This is a genomic window from Mesorhizobium sp. M0701, from assembly GCF_040320365.1.
In the GTDB taxonomy this organism is placed as follows: Bacteria; Pseudomonadota; Alphaproteobacteria; order Rhizobiales; family Rhizobiaceae; genus Mesorhizobium.
Map to the genome: position 1 here is coordinate 126957 of NZ_JAMYPO010000004.1, position 21520 is coordinate 148476.

Genomic DNA, 21520 nt, shown 5'->3' on the forward strand with positions numbered 1-21520 from the left:
CTTACTCGCCGACCTTGAAAAAATCGACAAAGGCTCTGAGCGCCGGCCGCATCTGGCGGCGGCTGGGGTAATAGACGAAGAAGCCGTCGAAGCGCGGGCACCAGTCCTCCAGCACGCGAACGAGCTTGCCGGCGGCGAGCGCGTCGCGGACATAATCCTCGAACACGAAGGCGAGCCCGGCGCCGTCGACTGCGGCGTTGGCAATCAGATGGTCCTCGTCGAGGATCAGCGGCCCCTGCACCGCTATCTCGATCTCCTCGCCGTTTTGCTCGAATTCCCAGCGGTAGAGAATGCCGCTGGAGAAGCGGAAGCGGATGCAGCGGTGAGCGGCGAGATCGCGCGGATGCTGCGGTTTTGGCATGGTCTCGAAGTAGGCTGGCGCGCCGACCACGGCGCCCCGAAGGTCTGGTCCGATGCGCACCGCGATCATGTCGCGCTGCAGGCTCTCGCCCAGTCGCACACCGGCATCGAAGCCGCCCTCGACGACGTCGGTGAAGCGGTCCTCGATGACGATCTCCAGCACGATGTCGGGATAGGCAGCCGCAAAGGCGCTGAGCCTCGGCGTCAGCGCCAGATGGGCCGCGGTGCGCGGCACGGTCAGCCTGAGATTGCCCGCCGGCCGGTGGCGCGCCTCGATCGCCGATTCCAGCGCCAGCTCGATTTCCGACAGCGCCGGCCTGAGGCGCTCGAGCAGTTGCGCGCCCTCCTCGGTCGGAGCGACGCTGCGCGTGCTGCGCGCCAGAAGCCGCACGCCGAGGCGCGCTTCGAGGCTGGACACCGCGTGGCTGACCGCCGATGGCGCGATTGCCAGTTCCTTGGCGGCGCCGCGAAAACTGCCGCATTGGGCGACCATTGCCAGTACCGCGAGCTGTGAAAGATGGGTTCGCTTCATTGATCTATTTCTTGGAACAGCCCGTGCAAATGAGAGCCGATTATCGAACTCGGCGCAAGACGCTATCTCTGCGGCATCACAACCATCACAACAAGGAGACACGCGTGATGCAAACCCGCAAGCTTGGCAATGAACTTGACGTCTACCCGGTCGGCCTCGGCTGCATGGGGATGAGCTTTGCCTATGGTGGCCAGCCGGAGGCGGAGGCGATTGCCACGCTGCGCCATGCCGTCGAGATCGGGGTCAATTTCTTCGACACGGCCGAGGTCTATGGCCCTTACGAGAACGAGATCCTGGTCGGCAAGGCGCTGAAGCCGGTGCGTGACAAGGTGACGATCGCAACCAAATTCGGCTTCAAGATCCTCGAAGAAGGCAGCGGCATGGAGCGCATGGCCGGTGTCGATAGCCGCCCGGAGCATGTCAAGGCCGTGGCCGAAGCGTCATTGAAGCGGTTGGATACGGAGGTGATCGATCTCTATTACCAGCACCGCGTCGACCCCAACGTGCCGATCGAGGATACGGTCGGCGCCATGGCCGAGCTGGTGCGCGAGGGCAAGGTGCGGGCGCTCGGCCTGTCGGAGGCGAGTGCGGCGACCATCCGCCGGGCGCATGCCGTGCATCCGATCGCCGCGGTGCAGAGCGAGTATTCACTGTGGAGCCGCGATCCGGAGGGGGAAGTGTTTGCCGTCTGCCGCGAGCTCGGCATCGGCTTTGTCCCCTATAGCCCGCTCGGCCGCGGCCTGCTCACCGGCACGATCGCCAAGCCCGATGTTCTCGGCGCCGACGACTGGCGCCGCGGGTTGCCGCGCTTCCAGGCCGACGCCATGGCGGCCAATGCGGCGGTCGTCGCCGTGCTGGAAAAGATGGCCGCCGGGAAGGGCGTGACGCCGGCGCAGCTGGCGCTCGCCTGGGTGCTGCATCAGGGCGACTTCATTGTGCCGATCCCTGGTGCGCGAAAAATGCGCCATCTGGAGCAGAATACGGCGGCAGCCGATATCGTGCTGAGCCAGGCCGAGGTGGCATCCATCGGCGACGCCCTGTCGCCGGAAAAGGTGGTCGGCAAGCGCTATACCGAGGAGCTGCTGGCGCTGGTTAACGGGTGAATGGCAATCGACGGCGTAATCGAAACGGGGCGTTTCGGCACCCCTTTTTGACTAATACGGTGCGATGCAAAGCGTTGTGAGACCTCGGCGCGAGGCAGCCCCTCTGTCCTGCCGGACATCTCCAAGGGGGAGATTGGCAGTTCCCGCGCCCTGCCCGCCCTTCCGGCGCCGGTGATTGGCGAAAGCCGAGGCGACATCCGATCTTCCCCCTTGAGGGGGAGATGCCCGGCAGGGCAGAGGGGGTGCCTCGCGCCGACATTTCCTACCAAGGCACGACACTGATCTCCGGCCAGTTCTCCCTGGCACGCGCGCCCTTCATCTCGTGCGTCTGCCGATTATCCAGTGCACGGTTCGGGGTAACGCGAAACGAGAAGATGTCGTCGAGCCCGAACGGCGCCACGAGCGCGAGTTGCCCATCGGTGCCGAATCTAACGCCGACCGCATGGGTTTTCGAAGCGAAATAGGACAGCGCCTCGGCGGACGACGACAGTCTGGGATAGGAACCGCCAAAGCGCGCCTCAAACCACAGATGCACCCGCGCCTGGTTGCGCACTTCGACCGGCAGCGTCAGTCCTTCGAACTGCTTCGCCGCCCGGCGGATGACCGTGTCCTCGGCTTCATAGGACAGATCGCTCTCATCGAAATAGAACAGGTCGACATCCCGGATGCCGTACCCCAAGGGCTTTCCGGTCAGATGATTCCAGACGCTGTTGTAAAGCGCGCCTGAGACGACCAGCCAGTCCGGCAGGCCTAGCACCCGTACCCGCGACAGCGTCTCACCGACCAGCGGATCGGCTGAGACGATATCGAGAAAGACTGCACGCTGTTCCTCGAAGGGCAGCCCTGAATAGCGCAAATGGTCCATCGTCCCTTGGACGGCGATTCGCCATCTGCCGGCAACCCCTCTAGATCCTCAGCGCGCCATCCGTTGTGCAATTATCGGAAAGGGCGTCGTGACGCCCATTTCTGCAGGCTAGTTTCCCTCCCGCCCAAGGCTCATTGTTCGGTCGGTCTCGGACCAGAAGACTGGCTCCTCGATTGACGGCCATTCTTCGCCATACACAAAGCCTTCGATCGCATCTAGCTTTCCTTCAATCTCATCGAAGAACAGCACCATGCCGCAAAGAAGCTGGTCAGGTCCAACGCACGCTACCCGAAGCGAACTGAACACTCGACTCTCAAAGCGCAATTCCGGGGGAACCGATGAGGCAACGATTGTGGTCATGAACCCTACAGGATCGCGGCTGCGGTCTTTGACTTTCAGCGCACGCATCATGTCAGGAGAAACGCCGGCGGAACGGCAGAACTCCTTGACGAAAAACACTTCCAGCGGGGTCAGGTGCATTTAGCTCAGCGGCAGAACGGACAGCGTTTCATTGGCGCTTGTACATCACGTCCGTTCGGATGATGTACTTGCGCCCCGACAGCACCTCGTCGCCGCGGTGTTCGATCGGATGATAGAAGGCCAGCGCCATGCCTTTCCTGGGTTTCACCACCAGGCTGGTGCCGGCATAACCCGGCATCTCGCCGCGAAACGAGGTTCCGCCCCCTTCAAATCCATCCGACAGATAGATCATGAAGGTAAACTGGCTGCGCTCCGAGGCATTGCGCTCGAAATAGCCGTCATTGTGCCAATCGAACTTCTGGCCCGGCCGGTAGCGATAGAAGCGGAAACGCTCATTCAGCCCAGTCAGCCGCCAGTCGCCGAGGCCGCGATAGAGCATCGGGCGCGCCCGCGCAAAAAGCAGGTCGGCAAGATCCTCGTCATCAAAAACGACACGGTCGTTGTTGCGGAGTTCCGTCATCACGCTCGCGCCGCCGGCGCTGTTTACCTTGGCTGCCTCAAAACCACGCCGTTCGCTGTCGGCGATCAGATCGGCGCATTCCTGGTCGTCCAGGAACCCATCGACAGTCCCGATATGCGTTGCCAGCCAGTTGATGGAGAGCTTGTGGTCCATCAGAGCATCCCCTTACGTCCGCAGCACGCCGCCGGTCTGCTTGCCGACATTATCGACGATGCGCTTGGCCAGCGCCTCGAAATCCTCATCGGTCAGCGTCTTTTCGACCGGCTGGATCGACACTTCAATGGCGATCGATTTTTTCGCCGCGCCGAGCGCTGCACCCTCGAAAACATCGAACACCGAGACGCCGGAAATCAGCTTCCGGTCGGCGGCAAGGGCGGCGCGAACGAGTGTGCCGGCTTCGACCGCCTTGTCGACGACGAAGGCGAAATCGCGCTTGACCGCCTGGAAGGCGGACAGATCAAGCCTCAGCTTTGTTCGCGTCGGCTTGGCCTTCGGCTCGGGCACGGTATCGATGAACACTTCGAAGCCGCAAAGCGGGCCGGAGACGTCAAGCCCCTCCAGCGTCTTCGGGTGGAACTCGCCAAACGTGCCAAGGATTACCTTCGGCCCAAGCTTGATCGTGCCGGAGCGGCCGGGATGATACCAGGCCGGGCCGCCAGCCTCGATCTGCAGCCGCTCGACCGGCGCGCCGCAGGCTTCGAGTGCTGCGATCGCATCGGCCTTGGCATCGAAGACGCCGACGGCGCCGGCATTGCCGGCCCAATGGCGGCCGGAGCCCTCGAGCCTGGCGGTGCCGCGCCGCACGCCGGCGGCAACGCGCCGCTGCTGGTCGGCACCATCGCCCTCATAAGTGCCCGACACTTCGAACAGCGCGACATCGCCGATGCCCTTGTCGGCATTGCGCTGTGCTGCCGCAATCAGCCCCGGCAGCAGCGACGGCCGCATGTCCGACATATCGGCGGCGATCGGGTTGGCAAGCTTCAGCGCCTGCTGGCCGCCGCCGAACAATTCGGCGTGTTTTGCCGGAATGAACGACCAGGTGACGGCCTCCATCATGCCGCGCACGGCAAGTGCCCGCTTGGCGGCGCGGGTGCGGATCTGCAGCACAGTGAGGATCCTGGCGTTGACCGCATCGTGCGAACCGAGCGGCTGCGGCGCGATGTTGTCGACGCCGTGGATGCGCATGACCTCCTCGACCAGGTCGGCCTTGCCGTCGACATCCGGCCGCCAGGACGGGACCGCCACATTGACGACATCGCCCGTGCCCTCCGGCCTGAAGCCGAGGCGGGCAAGAATGTCGAGGCTTGTCGAGCGCGGCACTTCGATGCCGGTCAGCCGCTTCACTTCCGACAATGGGAACGAGACGATCTTCGGCTGATGGCCGGCATAGCCGACGACTTCGGTTTGCGCCGGCGTACCGCCGCAGAAATCGAGCACCAGCTTCGTTGCCAGCTCCAAGCCGGGAACCATCATTTCCGGGTCGACGCCGCGCTCAAACCGATAGCGCGCGTCGGTGATGATGCCGAGTGTGCGGCCGGTGCGGGCGGTGGTGATCGGGTCCCAAAGCGCCGACTCGATCAGCACGTCGGTGGTGTTCTCGTCGCAGCCGGAATGCTCGCCGCCCATGATGCCGGCAATCGATTCGATGCCGTCCTGGTCGGCGATCACGCACATCTCCGGCGTCAGCGTGTATTCGCGGCCGTCGAGCGACAGCACCTTTTCGCCATCGCGTGCCCGGCGCACGGCGAGATTGCCGGTGACCTTCCCGGCGTCGAAGACATGCAGCGGCCGGCCGCGGTCGAAGGTGACGTAATTGGTGATATCGACGAGCGCGCTGATCGGCCTCAAGCCGATGGCGAGAAGCCTTTGCTGCAGCCATTTCGGCGACGGTTCGTTCTTGACGCCGCGCACCAGGCGCAGCGCAAAGCCGGGACAGAGCTCCGGCGCTTCGATCGTCACCTTGACCGGCGTCTCGCCCTTGCCGGGGATCGGCTCTATCGGCGCGCTCTTCAGCGTGCCGAGCCCGCTCGCCGCCAGATCGCGGGCGATGCCATGGACACTGGTCGCATCCGGCCGGTTCGGCGTCAGATTGATCTCGATCAGCGGGTCGTCGAGATGGGCATAGGCGGCGAAGCTGGTACCGACCGGCGCATCGGCAGGAAGGTCGATGATGCCGTCATGCTCCTCGGACAATTGGAGCTCGCGCTCGGAGCACATCATGCCGTGGCTTTCAACGCCGCGGATCTTGCCGACGGTCAGCGTCACGTCGATGCCGGGAATATAGGTGCCCGGTGCTGCAAAGGCGCCGATCAGGCCCGCGCGGGCGTTCGGCGCTCCACACACGACCTGCACCGGCGGCTTGCCGTCGCCGGTGTCGACGGTCAGCACGCGAAGCCGGTCGGCGTCGGGATGCTGGACCGCCGTCAGCACCTTGGCGATGACGAAGGGGGCCAGGCTCGCCCGGTCGTCGACATGCTCGACCTCGAGGCCGATCGAGGTGAGACGCTCGACGATTTCCGCCAGCGAGGCGTCGGTCTCGAGATGATCCTTGAGCCAGGAGAGGGTGAGTTTCATGACTGTGTTCCGTCTGGTCTGGGCACGCTGCACTTGAAGCTATGCGGCCGCGCGTCGGACATGTGCAGGAAGGCGAGCTGCCCGCGGATTTGCTGCGGCCCGGTCGTCACGCGCTCAAGCCCCCGAACAGCGTCGGCATGTCAAGCGGCCTAAAACCGTAATGCGACAGCCAGCGCACATCGGCGTCGAAGAAGGCGCGCAGATCCGGCATGCCGTATTTCAACATGGCGATGCGGTCGATGCCCATGCCCCAGGCGAAGCCCTGGTATTCGTCGGGATCGAGGCCACCGTAACGGAGCACATTGGGGTGGACCATGCCGCAGCCGAGGATCTCCATCCAGTCCGAGCCCTCGCCGAAGCGCACCTCGCCGGGCCGCGAACGGTCGCACTGGATGTCGACCTCGAGGCTGGGCTCGGTGAACGGGAAGAAGGACGGCCGGAAGCGCATCTTGACGCTCGGCACTTCGAAGAAGGCCTTGCAGAACTCCTCCAGCACCCATTTCATGTTGGCGACGTTGGCCGATTTGTCGATCACCAGCCCCTCGACCTGATGGAACATCGGCGAGTGGGTGGCATCGGAATCCTGCCGGTAGGTCTTGCCGGGAATGACGATGCGGATCGGCGGCTTCTGCATCTCCATGGTGCGGATCTGCACCGGCGAGGTGTGGGTGCGCAAAAGCTTGCGCTCCCCCTGCTCGTCCGGCTGGAAGAAGAACGTGTCGTGCATCTCGCGCGCCGGGTGGCCTTCCGGGAAGTTCAGCGAGGTGAAATTGTAATAGTCGGTCTCGATGTCCGGACCTTCGGCGATGGCAAAGCCGAGATCGCCGAAAATCGCCGCGATCTCGTCGATAACCTGGCTGATCGGATGGATGCGGCCGCGCTCGGCCGGCGATTGCCTGACCGGCAAGCTGACGTCGACCTTCTCGGCGGCAAGCCGTGCCGTGATCGCCACATCTTTCAGCTCGGCGCGGCGCGCCGAAAGTGCCTCGGTGACGCGGTTCTTGAGGCCGTTGATTGCCGGGCCCTTGACCTGTCGCTCCTCGGCGCTCATCGAGCCGAGCGTCTTCAGCATCTCGGAAACCGAGCCCTTCTTGCCGAGGGCCGAGACACGCACCGCCTCGATCGCCTGCTCGTCGGCGGCCGAGGCGATCTCGGCCATCAGGGAATTTTCGAGAGTTTCCATGTCACTCATGTTCCATATCCGATTGGAAGCAAAGAAAAACCCGCGCCAGCCCTGCCAGCGCGGGTTTCCCAAATCAAGTGTCGAATAGCTTGGGAAGCGCTGGTCTTAAGCGACAGCGCTTTCAAAAGCATTCGGCGTGGTATTCTTCAGGTATTCGAGCGCGACCTTGGCCTTGGCCACGAGTGCGGCGAAGGCCTGCGGCTCGTGGATGGCCATGTCCGACAGGATCTTGCGATCGATCTCGATCCCGGCCTTGTTGAGACCGTCGATGAAACGGCCATAGGTCAGGCCATGCTCATGCGTCGCCGCATTGATGCGCTGGATCCACAGCGCGCGGAACGAACGCTTGCGATTCTTGCGGTCGCGATAGGCGTACTGCAGCGACTTTTCCACCGCCTGCTTGGCGATGCGAATGGTGTTCTTGCGGCGGCCGTAAAAACCCTTGGCGGCTTTCAGGACCTTCTTGTGCTTGGCGTGCGAGGTGACGCCTCTCTTTACGCGTGCCATGTCATGATCTCCTTAAAAGCAATTCCAGGAAAAGTGCCTGGCGGTTTTCCGTTCGGAATTGCGTAAAACAAATGCGTGTCCAGACCGAATGCTCTTATTTTGGCGCATGATGTTTCCAAAAAGTCTGCAACTTTTTGGCATCATGCCCTAGAGGCCGTTCGGCAGAAAATTCTTGATGACCTTCTTGCCATCCGGTTCAGCCAGAACCATCGTGCCGCGGGCATTTCGAATGAACTTGTTGGAACGCTTGATCATGCCGTGACGCTTGCCGGCCGCAGCCGACAGAACTTTACCCGTACCTGTGATCTTGAACCGCTTCTTGGCGGCCGATTTGGTCTTCATCTTGGGCATTTTGCTACTCCGTTTATATGCGCACCAATGCGCTTTTTGTTCGCTTCAGGCCGACCAAAGCCCGAAAAGCAAATGAAACCGCCACGGCATGCCCTGCCGGGCGGTTTTTTGGGAACGGCGGTCCTATACGTCAAAGCGGGAGCGCGTGCAACACCCCGTGCTCAGCAACACTGTACTCAGCAACACTGTACTCAGGGGAAACGGAACAGCACCGGCAATATGCCGGACTGCTGGGCGCCGTCGATCAGTTCGAAAGCCGGCAAGGCAACGAGGAACACCAGCCCGTCCAGCAGCGTGGTTCGCAGCAGGCGCGGCTTGAAGCTGCCGGTGTCGCCTTCCTGATACAGCGACAGTTTCGGGAAGAAGCGCGGCACTTTCGCCAGGTAGGCCTGGTATGGCGCGCCGAGAGCCTGCTTGAGGAATTTCTCCTCGCGCAGGATAACGATGTAAAAGGCACCCGCGCAGAGCGCTCCAAAGCCGATCGTGGCGGTGATGGAGCCGATCTGTGCGCCGACACCGGCGGCAGCTAAAGTAGAGAAGACATAGAGTGGGTTGCGCGTAATCGAATACGGTCCGCCGGTCACCACTTCGGAGGATTTGCGACCGCCGATATAGAGCGTCGACCACAAGCGTCCGACAATGCCGAGAAAGATCAGCACGACGCCAACCATTTCGATTGTTTCATGCACAGGCGTATCGGGCGGAAAAACCGACTGCCCGAACAAAAGCATCGCGAACAGGACGACGACGACGACGGCAAGCACCATCCTGCGCGTGTGCTGGTAGCTGCCCAGCCCATATTTGGCTTCCGAATGCTTGACGTCATTGACCATGTCGGGAATCCGATCGTCGAGGGAACCAGAGCGTCGTTGCTCTCGCCGGCGATCGCAGCGTCTGGTCAAGAAAACAGGCGCCCCGCCGATCGCCGGGACGCCTTGCAACATGATTCAGGCGGATTTTATGCACGTCGCCCAAAAGTGCGCAGCGGTTTTGCGACAACGACATGCACAAAACAGAACTAAAGCGCAACGCGCTTTAGCGGGGCGCCAGCACCATCATCATCTGGCGGCCTTCGAGCTTCGGTTCGGCTTCGACCTTGGCGATGGGCGCCACTTCCTCGCGAACCTTGTTCAGAAGCTGCATGCCGAGTTCCATATGCGCCATCTCGCGACCGCGGAAGCGCAATGTCAGCTTGACCTTGTCGCCTTCCTCGAAAAAGCGCCGGACGGCCTTCATCTTGGTCTCATAGTCGTGGCTGTCGATGTTCGGGCGCATCTTGATCTCCTTGATCTCGATGACCTTCTGGTTCTTGCGCGCCTCGGCCGCCTTCTTCTGGTTGGCGTATTTCAGCTTGCCGAGATCGAGGATTTTTACGACGGGCGGCACTGCATTGGGCGATATCTCGACCAGATCGAGCCCCGCCTCTTCGGCGAGCAGCAATGCGTCGTTGATGGAGACATCGCCGCGGTTCTGGCCTTCGGCGTCGATTAGCTGGACCCGGGGAACCCGGATGTCACGGTTGGAGCGCGGGCCTTCCTTGGTGGGCGCCGCTGCTTTGAAAGGTCTGCGAATGGTCGTGGTCTCCTTGAGCCGTTTCGTTAAGGGGTTCTTCGGTTCAGAATTGCGAACGCGCAATGTGGTGAGCGCGCGGTCGGAGTCAATAGCACAGCATTCTCAGGAAATCACCTGCTCGATGGAATGCTCCTCTGCACCAAGCGAAGAAAGTGGCGGAGCACTTTTCGTTGAATGCCTTGCTGTGCCAAAAGACCGGCGTGAGGGAATACACCATGAGCACCACCCCGATCTTCCTGGACGTCGACGGGACGAGCATCGCCGTCAGGCATGCGGCAGGTGTCGAGCCCGGCATCGTCTGGCTTGGCGGCTACAAATCCGACATGCTGGGCACCAAGGCCGAAACACTGTCGGAATGGGCGCTCGGGGAAGGCCGCGCCTTCCTGCGCCACGATTATTCCGGCCACGGCGAATCGGGCGGCGCCTTTGCCGACGGCACCATCTCGAAATGGCTGGGCGAGAGCCTGGCGGTTTTCCGCCGTTTCACCCAGGGCAGGCAAATCCTGGTCGGTTCGTCGATGGGCGCCTGGATCGCGCTGCGCATGGTGCAGGAGTTGCGCAAGGCGGGCGAGAACAGCGTCGCCGGCCTTGTGTTGCTGGCGCCGGCGCCCGATTTCACATTCGAACTGGTGGAGCCGGTGCTGACCGGAGCGCAGAAGCGCAACCTCAGGAAAAAGGGCTTTTTCGAAGAGCCGTCGGACTATTCCGCCGAGCCGTACATCTACACGCACGCACTGATCGAGGACGGCCGCAACAACCGGGTGATGACCGGGCCGATCGACACGCACTGTCCGGTCCACATCCTGCAAGGGCTGGCCGATCCCGACGTGCCGTCGAGCCATGCGCTGAAGCTGGTCAGCCTGCTGCCGGCCGACGACGTCACGCTGTCGCTCATTCCGGACGGCGACCACCGCCTGTCGCGGCCGCAGGATCTCGACATGCTGGTGCGGGCGGTGGACGCGATGGTGCGGCAGGCGGGATAGATTCAGCCGTTGCGGAACGTATAAGCATATCCGTTGATGGCCGGAGCGCCGCCAAGGTGGGCGTAGAGCACTTTCGATCCCTTGGGAAAATAACCCTTGCTCACGAGATCGATCATGCCCTGCATGGATTTTCCCTCATAGACCGGATCCGTGATCATGCCTTCAAGACGCGCGCAGAGACGGATTGCTTCCTTCGTCTCCTGCGAGGGGACGCCGTAGACCGGATAGGCATAATCTTCGATCAGGACGACATCGTTCTCATCGAGATCCTTGCCGAGTTCGACCAGCGTCGCGGTGCTCTGCGCGATCTTGAGCACTTGCGCCTTGGTCTGCGCCGGGGTGCAGGATGCGTCGATGCCGATCACCTTGCGCTCGCGGCCGTCCTTGGCGAAGCCGACCAGCATGCCGGCGTGAGTCGAACCGGTGACGGTACAAACGACGATGTAGTCGAAGGCGAAGCCGAGCTCCTTCTCCTGCGCGCGGACCTCCTCGGCAAAGCCGACATAGCCCAGGCCGCCATATTTGTGTACCGAAGCCCCGGCCGGAATTGGATAGGGTTTGCCACCCTTGGCCTTCACATCCGCGATTGCCTGTTCCCAGCTTTCCCTAATCCCGATGTCGAAACCCTCATCGACCATCTGGACATCAGCGCCCATGATCCGGCTCAAAAGGATATTGCCGACGCGATCGTAGACGGCGTCCTCGTGGGGCACCCAGCTTTCCTGCACGAGGCGGCATTTCATGCCGATCTTCGCCGCGACGGCCGCCACCATGCGCGTATGGTTGGATTGGACGCCACCGATCGACACCAGCGTGTCGGCGTTTGAGGCGATCGCGTCCGGGACGATGTATTCGAGCTTGCGCAGTTTATTGCCACCGAAGGCAAGGCCGGAATTGCAATCCTCCCGCTTGGCATAGAGATCGACCTTCCCGCCGAGATGACCACCAAGCCGCTCCAGTTTCTCGATATGGGTCGGCCCGAATGTGAGCGGATAACGTTCGAATTTCTCGAGCATGAGAGTGCCCTCGCTTGTTCCATTCATTGCGGTGTGGTGCGATGAACACTATCAGCTCTGCCGTGAAATGTACTCTCAAAGATCGAGCCCAGAATATCCAAAATATCGCTTCATGGCATTGAAATGTCATATATATTCGAGTCTTAATCCGAATAACGGAAGAATCTTTCATGCGCGCAGCGCTCGACCGGATCGACCTGAAAATGTTGCGCCTGCTCCAGGGCAATGGGCGACTGACCAATGCGGAGCTGGCGCAGTCGGTCGCTGTTAGCCCGGCGACGTGCCACCGCCGGACGCAACGCCTGTTCGATGAAGGCTACATCAGCCATGTCAGGGCGATGGTGACCCCGCAGAAGGTCGACAGAGGCGCGTTGGTGATGGTTGGCGTCGTACTCGACCGTTCGACCCCGGAGAGTTTCGCGGAATTCGAAAAGGCCGTCGCCAAGCTGAAATTCATCCTCGACTGCCATCTGGTGGCAGGCGACTTCGACTATTTTCTGAAGATCAGGGTTGGTGACATGGCGGATTTCAACCGAATCCACGGGGACCAATTGATCGCACTGCCTGGCGTTCGCCAGACGAGAACCTTCTTCGTGATGAAAGAGGTCGTCGACAATGCGCCTCTGGATTTTTGAACGGACGGCTTCGAAGCGTCAAACCATTGCACTCAGCCAGCAGACGCGATCGGCGCTGGATTTTCACTGCAGAACCGTCGGCGACATTGCCCCCTTACGGGGTCTGGCTGCTCTTTTCCTCGAAAAGCTCAAAAAGCGATAATCATTTCAGCCGCTTGTCCGGTTTTGGCGGCTGCTGTCTTGAATCGCCGTTTTCTTCATCCCATTTCGATTCCACGCAGCCGGAATTGGCTGTCTCCAACTGAAGGATTGGGAGAAATGAACACATCTGCATTGATCCGTCCGGCCTGGACGCCGGCGACCATCGCGTTGATGGTGATCGGGTTCATGGTGTTCTGGCCGCTCGGCTTAGCCATGCTCGCCTACATCATCTGGGGCGACCGGCTCGAGGGCTTCAAGCGCGACGTCAACCGCGCCACCGACGGCATCTTCGCCGGTTGCCGCCGCGGTTCCGACAGGGCCGCGCGCTGGGGCCATGGCTCCGCACGCACCGGCAACGTCGCTTTCGACGACTGGCGCGAAAAGGAACTCGAGCGGCTTGCCGAGGAACGCCGCAAGCTCGACGAGATGCTGAGCGAGTTCGATGAATATGCCCGCGAATTGCGCCGCGCCAAGGACCAGGAAGAGTTCGATCGCTTCATGGCCAACCGCAACAAGTCGACGTCGCCCACGACGGGTGGGTCAACTGGCTCGACGACGAACAACAAACGCGGCGGCAACTCCACGCCAGGCCTGCTCGACGAGTAAGGTCCCGTGCCCAGATAGATAATCCAACGGCGTCGCGTTAGCGGCGCCGTTTCTTTTTTGTTCTAGTCGTTTCCCTCGAATCACGTATCGTCCCGGAATGTCCTTCGGCTTCTTCCGCACCCCGACGAAACCCAAGCCCACGCCCGTCGTGGAGCGCGAGCATTGCGTTGCCGGCCGCACGCTGCCGCTCAAGATCGTCGAGAACGACCGGGCGCGGCGCCTGACGCTGCGCATCGATTCCGGCGGCCGTGGTCTGCGCATCACCGTGCCGCCGGGGCTGCGCCGCGGCGAGGTGGAAAAATTCCTCGACCGCCATCAGGACTGGCTGGAGCAAAGGCTGGCCAAGGTACCCAACCGGCCGCAAGTGCGGCCCGGCATCAAGGTACCGGTGCGCGGCGTGCCGCATCGCATCGTCCATGAACCGTCGAAACGCGGAACCGTCACGCTGTCGCGCGACGATCGCGGGCCGCTGATGATCGTGCATGGCGAACGCGTGCATCTGCCGCGCCGCATCGCCGATTTCCTGAAGCGCGAAGCCAAGCGCGAGATCGAAGCGCTGGTGACCAAACACAGTGCGGCGGTCGGCAAGCGCGCCAAGGCGATCCGCTTCAAGGATACGTCGAGCCGCTGGGGATCGTGCACGTCGGATGGCAATCTGTCGTTTTCCTGGCGCATCATGATGGCGCCGCGGCCGGTGATAAACTACCTCGTCGCGCATGAGGTGGCGCATCTCAAGGAGATGAACCACGGCCCGAAATTCTGGAAACTATGCGAGCAGCTTTGCCCGGATACCGAGCGCTGCAAGGATTGGCTCAAGCGCAATGGCGGCGCGCTGCAGGCGATCGCGTTCGAGTGATTGATGCCTGCGCGGATCGAATACCGGCTGATTGGAGCGGGCTGGGCGATGTGCGATGTCACGGTTGGGGACCTTCAGGCGACCGTGTCGGCGTCTTATCTGGGCGATGCCCTCAACGAGCTGCTTGGCGCTACGCTGAACGCGCTGAAAGGCACCAGGTATTCGGTCGCACGCTTCTGTGATGAACCCGGTGAGTATCGCTTCGTACTGGTGCCGGAAGGCGCTTTTGTCAGAGTGCAGATACTGGAATTTTCAGAAATTTGGTCTGACGAGCCAGACGACTTCGGCGAGGTGAAACTTGAAGCCACATGCGGGTTGCGAGAGTTCGCAGAAGCAGTTCTCAGTGCCGCGCGTGAGGTTTTGAACACACATGGCCTCGAAGGTTATAAGGAAAACTGGCGCAAACATGACTTTCCGTTGGAGGCCATGAACAACCTAAGTCGCGCGTTGAGAGGAGGAACACTCCATTGACAGAGTGCGCTTTTGATCAGGGCTTAATTGCTCAATCGTCATTCGCCGCGTTCAACTCCTCCGGCCGCAACCCCTCATCGACATGGCGCGGCCAGGGAAGCCATCGTTGCTGAAATAAGCCAGCGCCCGGTGCGCCTCGGCGCCATTGAAGGCTGCCTTGTCCATCAAATGAGCGATGACCTCATGGGCCTGCGCCAGCTTTTGCCTGAGTTCCGCGACGGTCTTTTCCGGCATGATCTTTGTTCTCCCGCCTCTGTGCCTGAGCAAGTAGCGTTGCGCTCTTATATTAGCAAGGCAGCGCGTTGCGCTCTTACTTAGCAAGGTAGCGCGTTCCGCGCTGGCGGCAAACAGGACGCTTTTTCTCGACTCTTTGGCCGTTTCGTGCCAATCCCGCGCCATGGCGCTCGACATCAAGATATGCGGGTTGAAGACCGACAAGGCACTGGCTGCGGCATTGGCCGGCGGCGCCAGCCATGTCGGCTTCATTTTCTTTGCCAAAAGCCCGCGCTATGTCGAGCCGGCGGAAGCCGGCCGCCTGCGCGAAGCAGCGCGCGGCAAGGCCAAGGCGGTTGCCGTGACGGTCGACGCCAGCGATGCGTTCCTGGACGAGATCGTCGAAAAGATGCAGCCCGACATGCTGCAGCTTCACGGCGCCGAGCCCCCCGAGCGGGTGGCCGAGGTGAAGGCCCGCTACGGCTTGCCGGTGATGAAGGCGCTGCCGGTCAGCGAGGCCGCCGATCTCGGGCGGGTCAAACCCTTCATCGGCATTGCCGACCGCTTCCTGTTCGATGCCAAGCCGCCTAAGGGTTCGGAATTGCCGGGCGGCAACGGCCTTGCCTTCGACTGGCGCGTTCTGGCCGGCCTTGACGCCGGCGTCGATTACATGCTTTCCGGAGGGCTCAATGCCGGCAATATCGGCGACGCCCTTCGGCTGGCGAACCCGCCCGGAATAGATGTTTCCTCGGGCGTGGAGAGCGCGCCGGGCATCAAGGAACCGGCGCTGATCGAACAGTTTTTCCGGGCCGTCGGGGCAGCACGCGACAACCGCGCCGCCTGACCGCGCTTCAAACCACAGACCAGGAGATCGGCGATGGACAAGCCGGCGATACCGAATTCCTTCCGCACCGGCCCCGACGAGCAGGGCATGTTCGGCATTTTTGGCGGTCGTTTCGTTGCCGAAACGCTGATGCCGCTGATCCTTGAGCTGGAGCGGCACTGGAACGAGGTCAAGAACGACCCGGATTTCAAGGCCGAACTGACCGATCTCTCGACGCATTACGCCGGGCGGCCGTCGAAGCTCTATTTCGCCGAAGGCCTGACCAGGCATCTTCGTGAGGTGTCCTCGGCGAAGGGCCTCGGCGGCGGCGCAAAGGTCTATTTCAAGCGCGAGGACCTGAACCACACCGGCTCGCACAAGATCAACAACTGCCTCGGCCAGATCCTGCTCGCCAAGCGCATGGGCAAGACGCGGATCATCGCAGAGACCGGCGCCGGCCAGCATGGCGTCGCTTCCGCTACGGTGGCGGCGCGCTTCGGGCTTCCTTGTATCGTCTATATGGGCGCGACCGATGTCGCCCGGCAAAGCCCCAACGTCTTTCGCATGAAGCTTCTGGGCGCCGAGGTGCGGCCGGTGACGGCCGGCCACGGCACGCTGAAGGATGCCATGAACGAGGCCCTGCGCGACTGGGTGACCAATGTCGAGGATACCTATTACCTGATCGGCACCGCCGCCGGCCCGCATCCCTATCCGGAGCTGGTGCGCGACTTCCAGTCGGTGATCGGCACCGAGGCGCGCGCCCAGATCCTCGAGCAGGAAGGCCGGCTGCCGGACACCATCATCGCTTGTGTCGGCGGCGGTTCCAACGCTATCGGCCTGTTCCATCCCTTCCTCGATGACAGGCAGGTCCGCATCATCGGCGTCGAAGCCGGCGGCCGCGGGCTCGACGGCATCGAGCATTGCGCCTCGATGAGTGCCGGCGCGCCCGGCGTGCTGCATGGCAACCGTACCTACCTCCTGCAGAACGCCGACGGCCAGATCATGGACGGCCACTCGATCTCGGCCGGCCTCGACTATCCCGGCGTTGGGCCGGAGCACTCATGGCTGCGCGATTCCGGCCGCGTCGACTATGTGCCGATCCTCGACGACGAGGCGCTGGAGGCGTTCCAGCTGACGACACGCGTCGAGGGCATCATTCCGGCGCTGGAATCGGCCCATGCCATCGCACAGGCGGTGAAGATCGTGCCTGATATGGACAAGGACCAGATCGTCATCGTCAACCTGTCGGGCCGCGGCGACAAGGACGTGCATACGGTGGCCAATATGCTGGGCATGGAGATCTGATCATGGCCACCCGTATCGACCGCCGCATGGCAAAGCTGAAGGCCGAGGGGCGACCGGCACTCGTCACCTATTTCATGGGCGGCGATCCGGACTACGACACGTCCCTGTCGATCATGAAGGCGCTGCCCGGCGCCGGCAGCGACATCATCGAGTTAGGCATGCCGTTTTCCGATCCGATGGCCGACGGCCCGGCGATCCAGGCGGCCGGCCTGCGGGCGCTGAAGGGCGGCCAGACCTTGGTCAAGACGCTGAAGATGGCCTCGGAATTCCGCGCCGGCGACAGTGAAACGCCGATCGTCTTGATGGGCTATTACAATCCGATCTACATCTACGGCGTCGAGCGCTTCCTGAGCGATGCGCTGGCCAGCGGTATAGACGGGCTGATCGTCGTCGACCTGCCGCCTGAGATGGACGAGGAACTTTGTATCCCGGCACTCAAGGCCGGCATCAATTTCATCCGGCTGGCGACGCCGACCACCGACGACAAGCGCCTGCCCAAGGTGCTGCAGAACACCTCCGGCTTCGTCTATTATGTGTCGATGACCGGTATCACCGGTTCGGCGCTGGCCGACACCGGCAAGGTGGCGGCAGCGGTTAAGCGCATCAAGAGCCATACCGACCTGCCGGTCTGCGTCGGCTTCGGCGTCAAGACCGCAGAGCAGGCGCGCACCATCGGCGCGTCGGCCGACGGCGTCGTTGTCGGCACCGCGATTGTCAATGCCGTCGCCAACGTGCTCGGGCCGAAGGGCGAAAAGACCGCCGATCCGGCCGAGGCCGTCGCCACGCTGGTCAGCGGGCTTTCGCAAGGGGTTCGCGCGGCTCGCCTTGCTGCGGCCGAATAATCTTCCTACGTCTTCTTAAGGGACAGGAGCCGAAGCGATGAACTGGATCACCAATTACGTCCGTCCGAAGATCAATTCGATGCTCGGCCGCCGCACCGACATGCCGGAAAACCTGTGGATCAAGGATCCCGAGACCGGCGAAATGGTGTTCCACAAGGATCTGGAGCAGAACCAGTTCGTCATCCCGTCCTCCGGCCACCACATGAAGATCTCGGCCAAGGAACGGCTGAAATTCTTCCTCGACGACGGCAAATACGAGACACTGGAAAACCCCAAGGTGGTGCAGGATCCACTGAAGTTCCGCGACGAGAAGCGCTATGTGGACCGGCTGAAGGATGCCAAGGCCAAGACCGGCCTGGAAGATGCCATCATCAATGCGCTGGGTACGGTCGAAGGCCTGCCGGTGGTGGTGACGGTGCAGGATTTTGCCTTCATGGGCGGCTCGCTCGGCATGGCGGCCGGCGACGCCATCGTGCATGGTTTCGAGGTCGCCTTGCAGCGCAAGCGGCCGCTGATCCTGTTTGCGGCCTCCGGCGGCGCCCGAATGCAGGAAGGCATCCTGTCGCTGATGCAGCTGCCACGGACCACGATCGGCGTTGACAGGCTGAAGGAGGCCAGCCTCCCCTATATCGTCGTCCTGACCAACCCGACAACCGGCGGCGTCACCGCCTCCTACGCCATGCTGGGCGACGTGCATATTGCCGAGCCCGGCGCCCTGATCGGCTTTGCCGGACCGCGCGTCATAGAGCAGACCATCCGCGAAAAGCTGCCCGACGGCTTCCAGCGCGCCGAATATCTGATGGAACACGGCATGGTCGACATGGTGGTGTCGCGGCTGGAGATGCGCCAGACGGTTGCGCGGCTGCTGAGAATGCTGCTCAAGCTGCCGGAAGAGCAAAACCCGCGGGAGCCGGAAATCCTGCCGCCGGTGGCGATACCGGCCGAAGCCCGGCCGCAAGCCTGACGCGACATCACGCGGCGCGAGCGGCTGTTGTGTGCCGTTGTGCGCGCGCGTAGGATTCCTTCATGACCACGCTTGCCGCCGACCGCGAAATCGAAAGCCTGATGGCGCTTCACCCGAAGGGCTTCGACCTTTCGCTCGACCGCATTTCGCGGCTGCTCGAGCGGCTCGGCAATCCGCAGGACCAGCTGCCGCCGGTCATCCACATCGCCGGCACCAACGGCAAGGGCTCCTGTGCTGCTTTTTCACGGGCGCTGCTCGAAGCCGCCGGCTACCGCGTCCACGTCCACACCTCGCCACATCTGGTGAACTGGCACGAGCGCTACCGGCTGGCCGCAGATGCCGGCGGCAGGCTGGTGGACGACAAGGTCTTCGCCGAAGCCATCGCCCGCGTCGCCAAAGCCAATCAAGGCCAGAAGATCACCGTCTTCGAAATCCTCACCGCCGTCACCTTCCTGCTGTTTTCCGAACATCCGGCCGATGCCGTCATCCTCGAGGTTGGCCTTGGCGGCCGCTTCGACGCCACCAATGTCATCGCCGAGCCGGCCGTGTCGGTGATCATGCCGGTGTCGCTCGACCACGAAGCCTATCTCGGCGACCGCGTCGAGCTGATCGCCGCCGAAAAGGCCGGCATCATCAAGCGCGGATGCCCGGTCGTCATCGGCGCGCAGGAAAGCGAGACGGCGCAGCAGGTGCTCATCGAAACCGCCGAGCGGCTCGACTGCCCCGCCTTCGTCTATGGCCAGGATTTCCTTGCCTATGAGGAAAACGGCCGCATGGTCTATCAGGACGAAGACGGATTGATGGACCTGCCGCCGCCGCGCCTGCCGGGGCGCCATCAATTCGCCAATGCGGCGGCGGCGATCGCGGCGGTCAAGGCGGCGGGCTTCGAGATCAGCCACCGCGCTGCCGAGAAGGCGATGGCGAATGTTGCCTGGCCGGGCCGCATGCAAAAGCTGCCGCAAGGACGGCTGAGCGAACTGGCGCCGAAGGGCGCCGACATCTGGCTCGACGGCGGCCACAATCCCGGCGCTGGCGTGGTCGTCGCCGAGGCGCTGGCCGAGCAGGAGGAAAAGAACCCGCGTCCGCTGTTCCTGATCTCGGGCATGATCAACACCAAGGACCAGAGCGGCTATTTCCGCGCCTTCAAAGGGCTGGTCCGGCATGTCTACACCGTGCCGGTGAGCCTGAGCGACGCGGGCGTGCCGAACGACGAGCTGGCGACCCGCGCCATTGAGGCCGGCCTGTCGGCCGAACCGGTCAGTTCCGTCGCCAATGCGCTGATGCTGCTGCGCGACACATGGGACGGACCGCCGCCGCGCATCCTGATTGGCGGGTCACTTTACCTGGCCGGCGCGGTATTGGCCGAAAACGGCACGCCGCCGGTTTGAGGCGTGCTTCAGCCGGGCCACGGTGACGCCACATTTATCAGACCACCGCGAGGAGCCAATCATGATCAAGGTAAAGCAGCTCGCTCACGTTTGCATTTTCGCGAATGACCTGGAGATGACGCGAAGCTTCTATCGGGACGTCCTCGGCATGGACACCCAGTTCAATTTCCTGCGCGACGGGAAGATTTTCGGCTTCTACCTCAATTGCGGCAGCCGTAGCCATGTCGAGGTGTTCCAGAAAGACGGCGCCAGCTATGGCGACTTGAACCAGATCAACCACTTCTGCCTCGAAGTGGAAAACATCGACGCCGCGATCGCCCATCTGAGGTCAAAGGGCGTTGATGTCACTTCAAAGAAACGCGCGTGCGATGACACCTACCAGGCTTGGATCCGCGACCCCAACGGCGTGAAGATCGAACTGTTTGAATATACTGAGAAAAGCGCACAATTCGTCGGTGGCGATCGTATCGCGGATTGGTGATCGCGCCTCGCCGGGACAATTGTAGCGGCGCAGCCGATGGTAGGTGGACTACCTCAGCTCGACCTCGATGAAGGCGAATTCGCCATCGTTTGCGCTGATGACGTCATGTTCGACGCCCTCGTTGCGGAAATACGGCGTGCCCTTCTTCATCTCGGCAAAGGATTCGCCATCCTTGGTCAGGAGCTTCACCTTGCCGTCGGTCAACGGCACGATCACATAGTCGTGGCCATGGCGATGCCAGCCGGTGTTGTCTCCCGGGGCGAAGCGGTATTCGGTGACGATGACGCGCTCATTGTCGATGAAGACGGTGGCCTTGGCGGATCCGGTCATATCGCTTCTCCTTTGAATTCAGAAGAGAAGAATACCGGGCGGCAAGCCGCGAGTGCCAGAGCGGCCCACCAATGACGCCAGCAAAAGAAGGCCCGGCGCGAGGCCGGGCTTTTCTGCAAAATTTTGATCGGATCAGGCGAGGCTGCCGTTGATCCAGTGCGACAATGCCGTTTTCGGCGCAGCACCGACCTTCATGTCGGCGACTTCACCGCCCTTGAAAATCATCAGCGTCGGGATCGAGCGTACGCCGAACTGCGCGGCCAGCTCAGGATTCTCGTCTATGTTGAGCTTGGCGATCTTTATCTTGCTGCCGAGTTCGATGGCGATGTCCTCGAGCGCCGGGGCGATCATCTTGCACGGGCCGCACCATTCCGCCCAGAAATCGACCACGACCGGCTCCTTGGCGTTGAGCACGTCGGCCTGGAAATTGCTCTTGTCGACCTTGACGGTGGCCATGCTGAGATCCTTTCGATTTGTTC

26 protein-coding genes are annotated in these 21520 nt (G+C 62.2%); 12 read left to right on the forward strand and 14 right to left on the reverse strand.

Going from position 1 to position 21520, the window contains the following annotated elements:
* Position 1: 1 nt before the first annotated feature.
* A complete protein-coding gene (locus NKI24_RS05980; RefSeq protein ID WP_352743896.1) occupies positions 2–892 on the reverse strand; it encodes a LysR family transcriptional regulator in 891 nt (296 codons plus the stop codon).
* 107 nt (positions 893–999) lie between these two features.
* On the opposite strand from NKI24_RS05980, the gene NKI24_RS05985 reads away from it, so the two are divergent.
* The gene (locus NKI24_RS05985) at positions 1000–1995 is read left to right on the forward strand and encodes an aldo/keto reductase (protein ID WP_352744005.1); all 996 of its coding nucleotides are present in this window, start codon (positions 1000–1002) and stop codon (positions 1993–1995) included.
* Positions 1996–2257: 262 nt separating this feature from the next.
* On the opposite strand, the gene NKI24_RS05990 is transcribed toward NKI24_RS05985, so the two are convergent.
* The 9 genes from NKI24_RS05990 to infC form a co-directional block, all read right to left on the reverse strand.
* Positions 2258–2860, reverse strand: a complete 603-nt coding sequence (locus NKI24_RS05990) for a nucleotidyltransferase family protein (protein ID WP_352451631.1) — start codon at positions 2858–2860, stop codon at positions 2258–2260.
* 108 nt (positions 2861–2968) lie between these two features.
* Positions 2969–3340, reverse strand: a complete 372-nt coding sequence (locus NKI24_RS05995; protein ID WP_352590815.1) for a hypothetical protein — start codon at positions 3338–3340, stop codon at positions 2969–2971.
* 28 nt (positions 3341–3368) lie between these two features.
* A complete protein-coding gene (locus tag NKI24_RS06000) occupies positions 3369–3953 on the reverse strand; it encodes a prolyl hydroxylase family protein (protein ID WP_352743898.1) in 585 nt (194 codons plus the stop codon).
* A 12-nt stretch (positions 3954–3965) separates the two neighbouring features.
* Entirely contained in the window at positions 3966–6374 is a 2409-nt protein-coding gene (gene pheT / locus NKI24_RS06005; RefSeq protein ID WP_352743900.1) for a phenylalanine--tRNA ligase subunit beta, read from the reverse strand.
* Between the two features lie 106 nt (positions 6375–6480).
* On the reverse strand, positions 6481–7566 hold the full coding sequence (gene pheS, locus NKI24_RS06010; RefSeq protein WP_352451635.1) for a phenylalanine--tRNA ligase subunit alpha: 1086 nt from the start codon (positions 7564–7566) through the stop codon (positions 6481–6483).
* A 96-nt stretch (positions 7567–7662) separates the two neighbouring features.
* The gene (rplT, locus tag NKI24_RS06015) at positions 7663–8064 is read right to left on the reverse strand and encodes a 50S ribosomal protein L20 (RefSeq protein WP_006201247.1); all 402 of its coding nucleotides are present in this window, start codon (positions 8062–8064) and stop codon (positions 7663–7665) included.
* Between the two features lie 147 nt (positions 8065–8211).
* Positions 8212–8415, reverse strand: a complete 204-nt coding sequence (rpmI, locus tag NKI24_RS06020; RefSeq protein WP_006201248.1) for a 50S ribosomal protein L35 — start codon at positions 8413–8415, stop codon at positions 8212–8214.
* Between the two features lie 191 nt (positions 8416–8606).
* Positions 8607–9248, reverse strand: a complete 642-nt coding sequence (locus tag NKI24_RS06025) for a methyltransferase family protein (protein ID WP_023677574.1) — start codon at positions 9246–9248, stop codon at positions 8607–8609.
* 202 nt (positions 9249–9450) lie between these two features.
* Positions 9451–9987 carry a translation initiation factor IF-3 gene (gene infC / locus NKI24_RS06030; RefSeq protein ID WP_023677573.1) on the reverse strand — a complete coding sequence of 179 codons (537 nt, stop codon included), beginning with the start codon at positions 9985–9987 and terminating at the stop codon, positions 9451–9453.
* A gap of 215 nt (positions 9988–10202) precedes the next feature.
* Here infC and NKI24_RS06035 point away from each other — a divergent pair, with 215 nt between their 5' ends.
* Positions 10203–10970, forward strand: coding sequence for an alpha/beta hydrolase (locus NKI24_RS06035; RefSeq protein WP_352743903.1), 768 nt, complete (start codon positions 10203–10205; stop codon positions 10968–10970).
* A gap of 2 nt (positions 10971–10972) precedes the next feature.
* Here the strand turns inward: NKI24_RS06035 and NKI24_RS06040 are convergent, their stop codons facing one another.
* Entirely contained in the window at positions 10973–11986 is a 1014-nt protein-coding gene (locus NKI24_RS06040; RefSeq protein WP_352454793.1) for a 1-aminocyclopropane-1-carboxylate deaminase, read from the reverse strand.
* A 170-nt stretch (positions 11987–12156) separates the two neighbouring features.
* Between NKI24_RS06040 and NKI24_RS06045 the strand changes: the two genes are divergently transcribed.
* The 4 genes from NKI24_RS06045 (at position 12157) to NKI24_RS06060 (ending at position 14695) form a co-directional block, all read left to right on the forward strand.
* On the forward strand, positions 12157–12621 hold the full coding sequence (locus NKI24_RS06045) for an Lrp/AsnC ligand binding domain-containing protein (protein WP_352454794.1): 465 nt from the start codon (positions 12157–12159) through the stop codon (positions 12619–12621).
* A gap of 258 nt (positions 12622–12879) precedes the next feature.
* The gene (locus NKI24_RS06050) at positions 12880–13368 is read left to right on the forward strand and encodes a DUF2852 domain-containing protein (protein ID WP_352451639.1); all 489 of its coding nucleotides are present in this window, start codon (positions 12880–12882) and stop codon (positions 13366–13368) included.
* A 97-nt stretch (positions 13369–13465) separates the two neighbouring features.
* Positions 13466–14224: a M48 family metallopeptidase gene (locus NKI24_RS06055; RefSeq protein ID WP_352454795.1), complete on the forward strand. Its 759-nt coding sequence runs from the start codon at positions 13466–13468 to the stop codon at positions 14222–14224.
* A gap of 3 nt (positions 14225–14227) precedes the next feature.
* Positions 14228–14695, forward strand: coding sequence for a hypothetical protein (locus NKI24_RS06060; RefSeq protein WP_352743906.1), 468 nt, complete (start codon positions 14228–14230; stop codon positions 14693–14695).
* 51 nt (positions 14696–14746) lie between these two features.
* Here the strand turns inward: NKI24_RS06060 and NKI24_RS06065 are convergent, their stop codons facing one another.
* Positions 14747–14929, reverse strand: a complete 183-nt coding sequence (locus tag NKI24_RS06065; protein ID WP_352743908.1) for a hypothetical protein — start codon at positions 14927–14929, stop codon at positions 14747–14749.
* Positions 14930–15092: 163 nt separating this feature from the next.
* On the opposite strand from NKI24_RS06065, the gene NKI24_RS06070 reads away from it, so the two are divergent.
* From NKI24_RS06070 to NKI24_RS06095, 6 genes are all read left to right on the forward strand, one after another.
* The gene (locus tag NKI24_RS06070; RefSeq protein ID WP_352743910.1) at positions 15093–15752 is read left to right on the forward strand and encodes a phosphoribosylanthranilate isomerase; all 660 of its coding nucleotides are present in this window, start codon (positions 15093–15095) and stop codon (positions 15750–15752) included.
* Positions 15753–15785: 33 nt separating this feature from the next.
* On the forward strand, positions 15786–17036 hold the full coding sequence (gene trpB, locus NKI24_RS06075; RefSeq protein ID WP_352743912.1) for a tryptophan synthase subunit beta: 1251 nt from the start codon (positions 15786–15788) through the stop codon (positions 17034–17036).
* Positions 17037–17038: 2 nt separating this feature from the next.
* Positions 17039–17878 carry a tryptophan synthase subunit alpha gene (gene trpA / locus NKI24_RS06080; protein ID WP_023677563.1) on the forward strand — a complete coding sequence of 280 codons (840 nt, stop codon included), beginning with the start codon at positions 17039–17041 and terminating at the stop codon, positions 17876–17878.
* 37 nt (positions 17879–17915) lie between these two features.
* Positions 17916–18842, forward strand: a complete 927-nt coding sequence (accD, locus tag NKI24_RS06085; protein WP_352454799.1) for an acetyl-CoA carboxylase, carboxyltransferase subunit beta — start codon at positions 17916–17918, stop codon at positions 18840–18842.
* A gap of 62 nt (positions 18843–18904) precedes the next feature.
* Positions 18905–20230, forward strand: a complete 1326-nt coding sequence (locus NKI24_RS06090) for a bifunctional folylpolyglutamate synthase/dihydrofolate synthase (protein WP_352743914.1) — start codon at positions 18905–18907, stop codon at positions 20228–20230.
* Between the two features lie 61 nt (positions 20231–20291).
* Complete coding sequence (locus NKI24_RS06095) at positions 20292–20711, forward strand: VOC family protein (protein ID WP_352454801.1); 420 nt, start codon at positions 20292–20294, stop codon at positions 20709–20711.
* 48 nt (positions 20712–20759) lie between these two features.
* Here the strand turns inward: NKI24_RS06095 and NKI24_RS06100 are convergent, their stop codons facing one another.
* Both NKI24_RS06100 and trxA read right to left on the reverse strand, forming a co-directional pair.
* Positions 20760–21041, reverse strand: a complete 282-nt coding sequence (locus tag NKI24_RS06100) for a cupin domain-containing protein (RefSeq protein WP_352454802.1) — start codon at positions 21039–21041, stop codon at positions 20760–20762.
* Between the two features lie 132 nt (positions 21042–21173).
* The gene (gene trxA / locus NKI24_RS06105; RefSeq protein WP_023677558.1) at positions 21174–21497 is read right to left on the reverse strand and encodes a thioredoxin; all 324 of its coding nucleotides are present in this window, start codon (positions 21495–21497) and stop codon (positions 21174–21176) included.
* Positions 21498–21520: the final 23 nt, after the last annotated feature.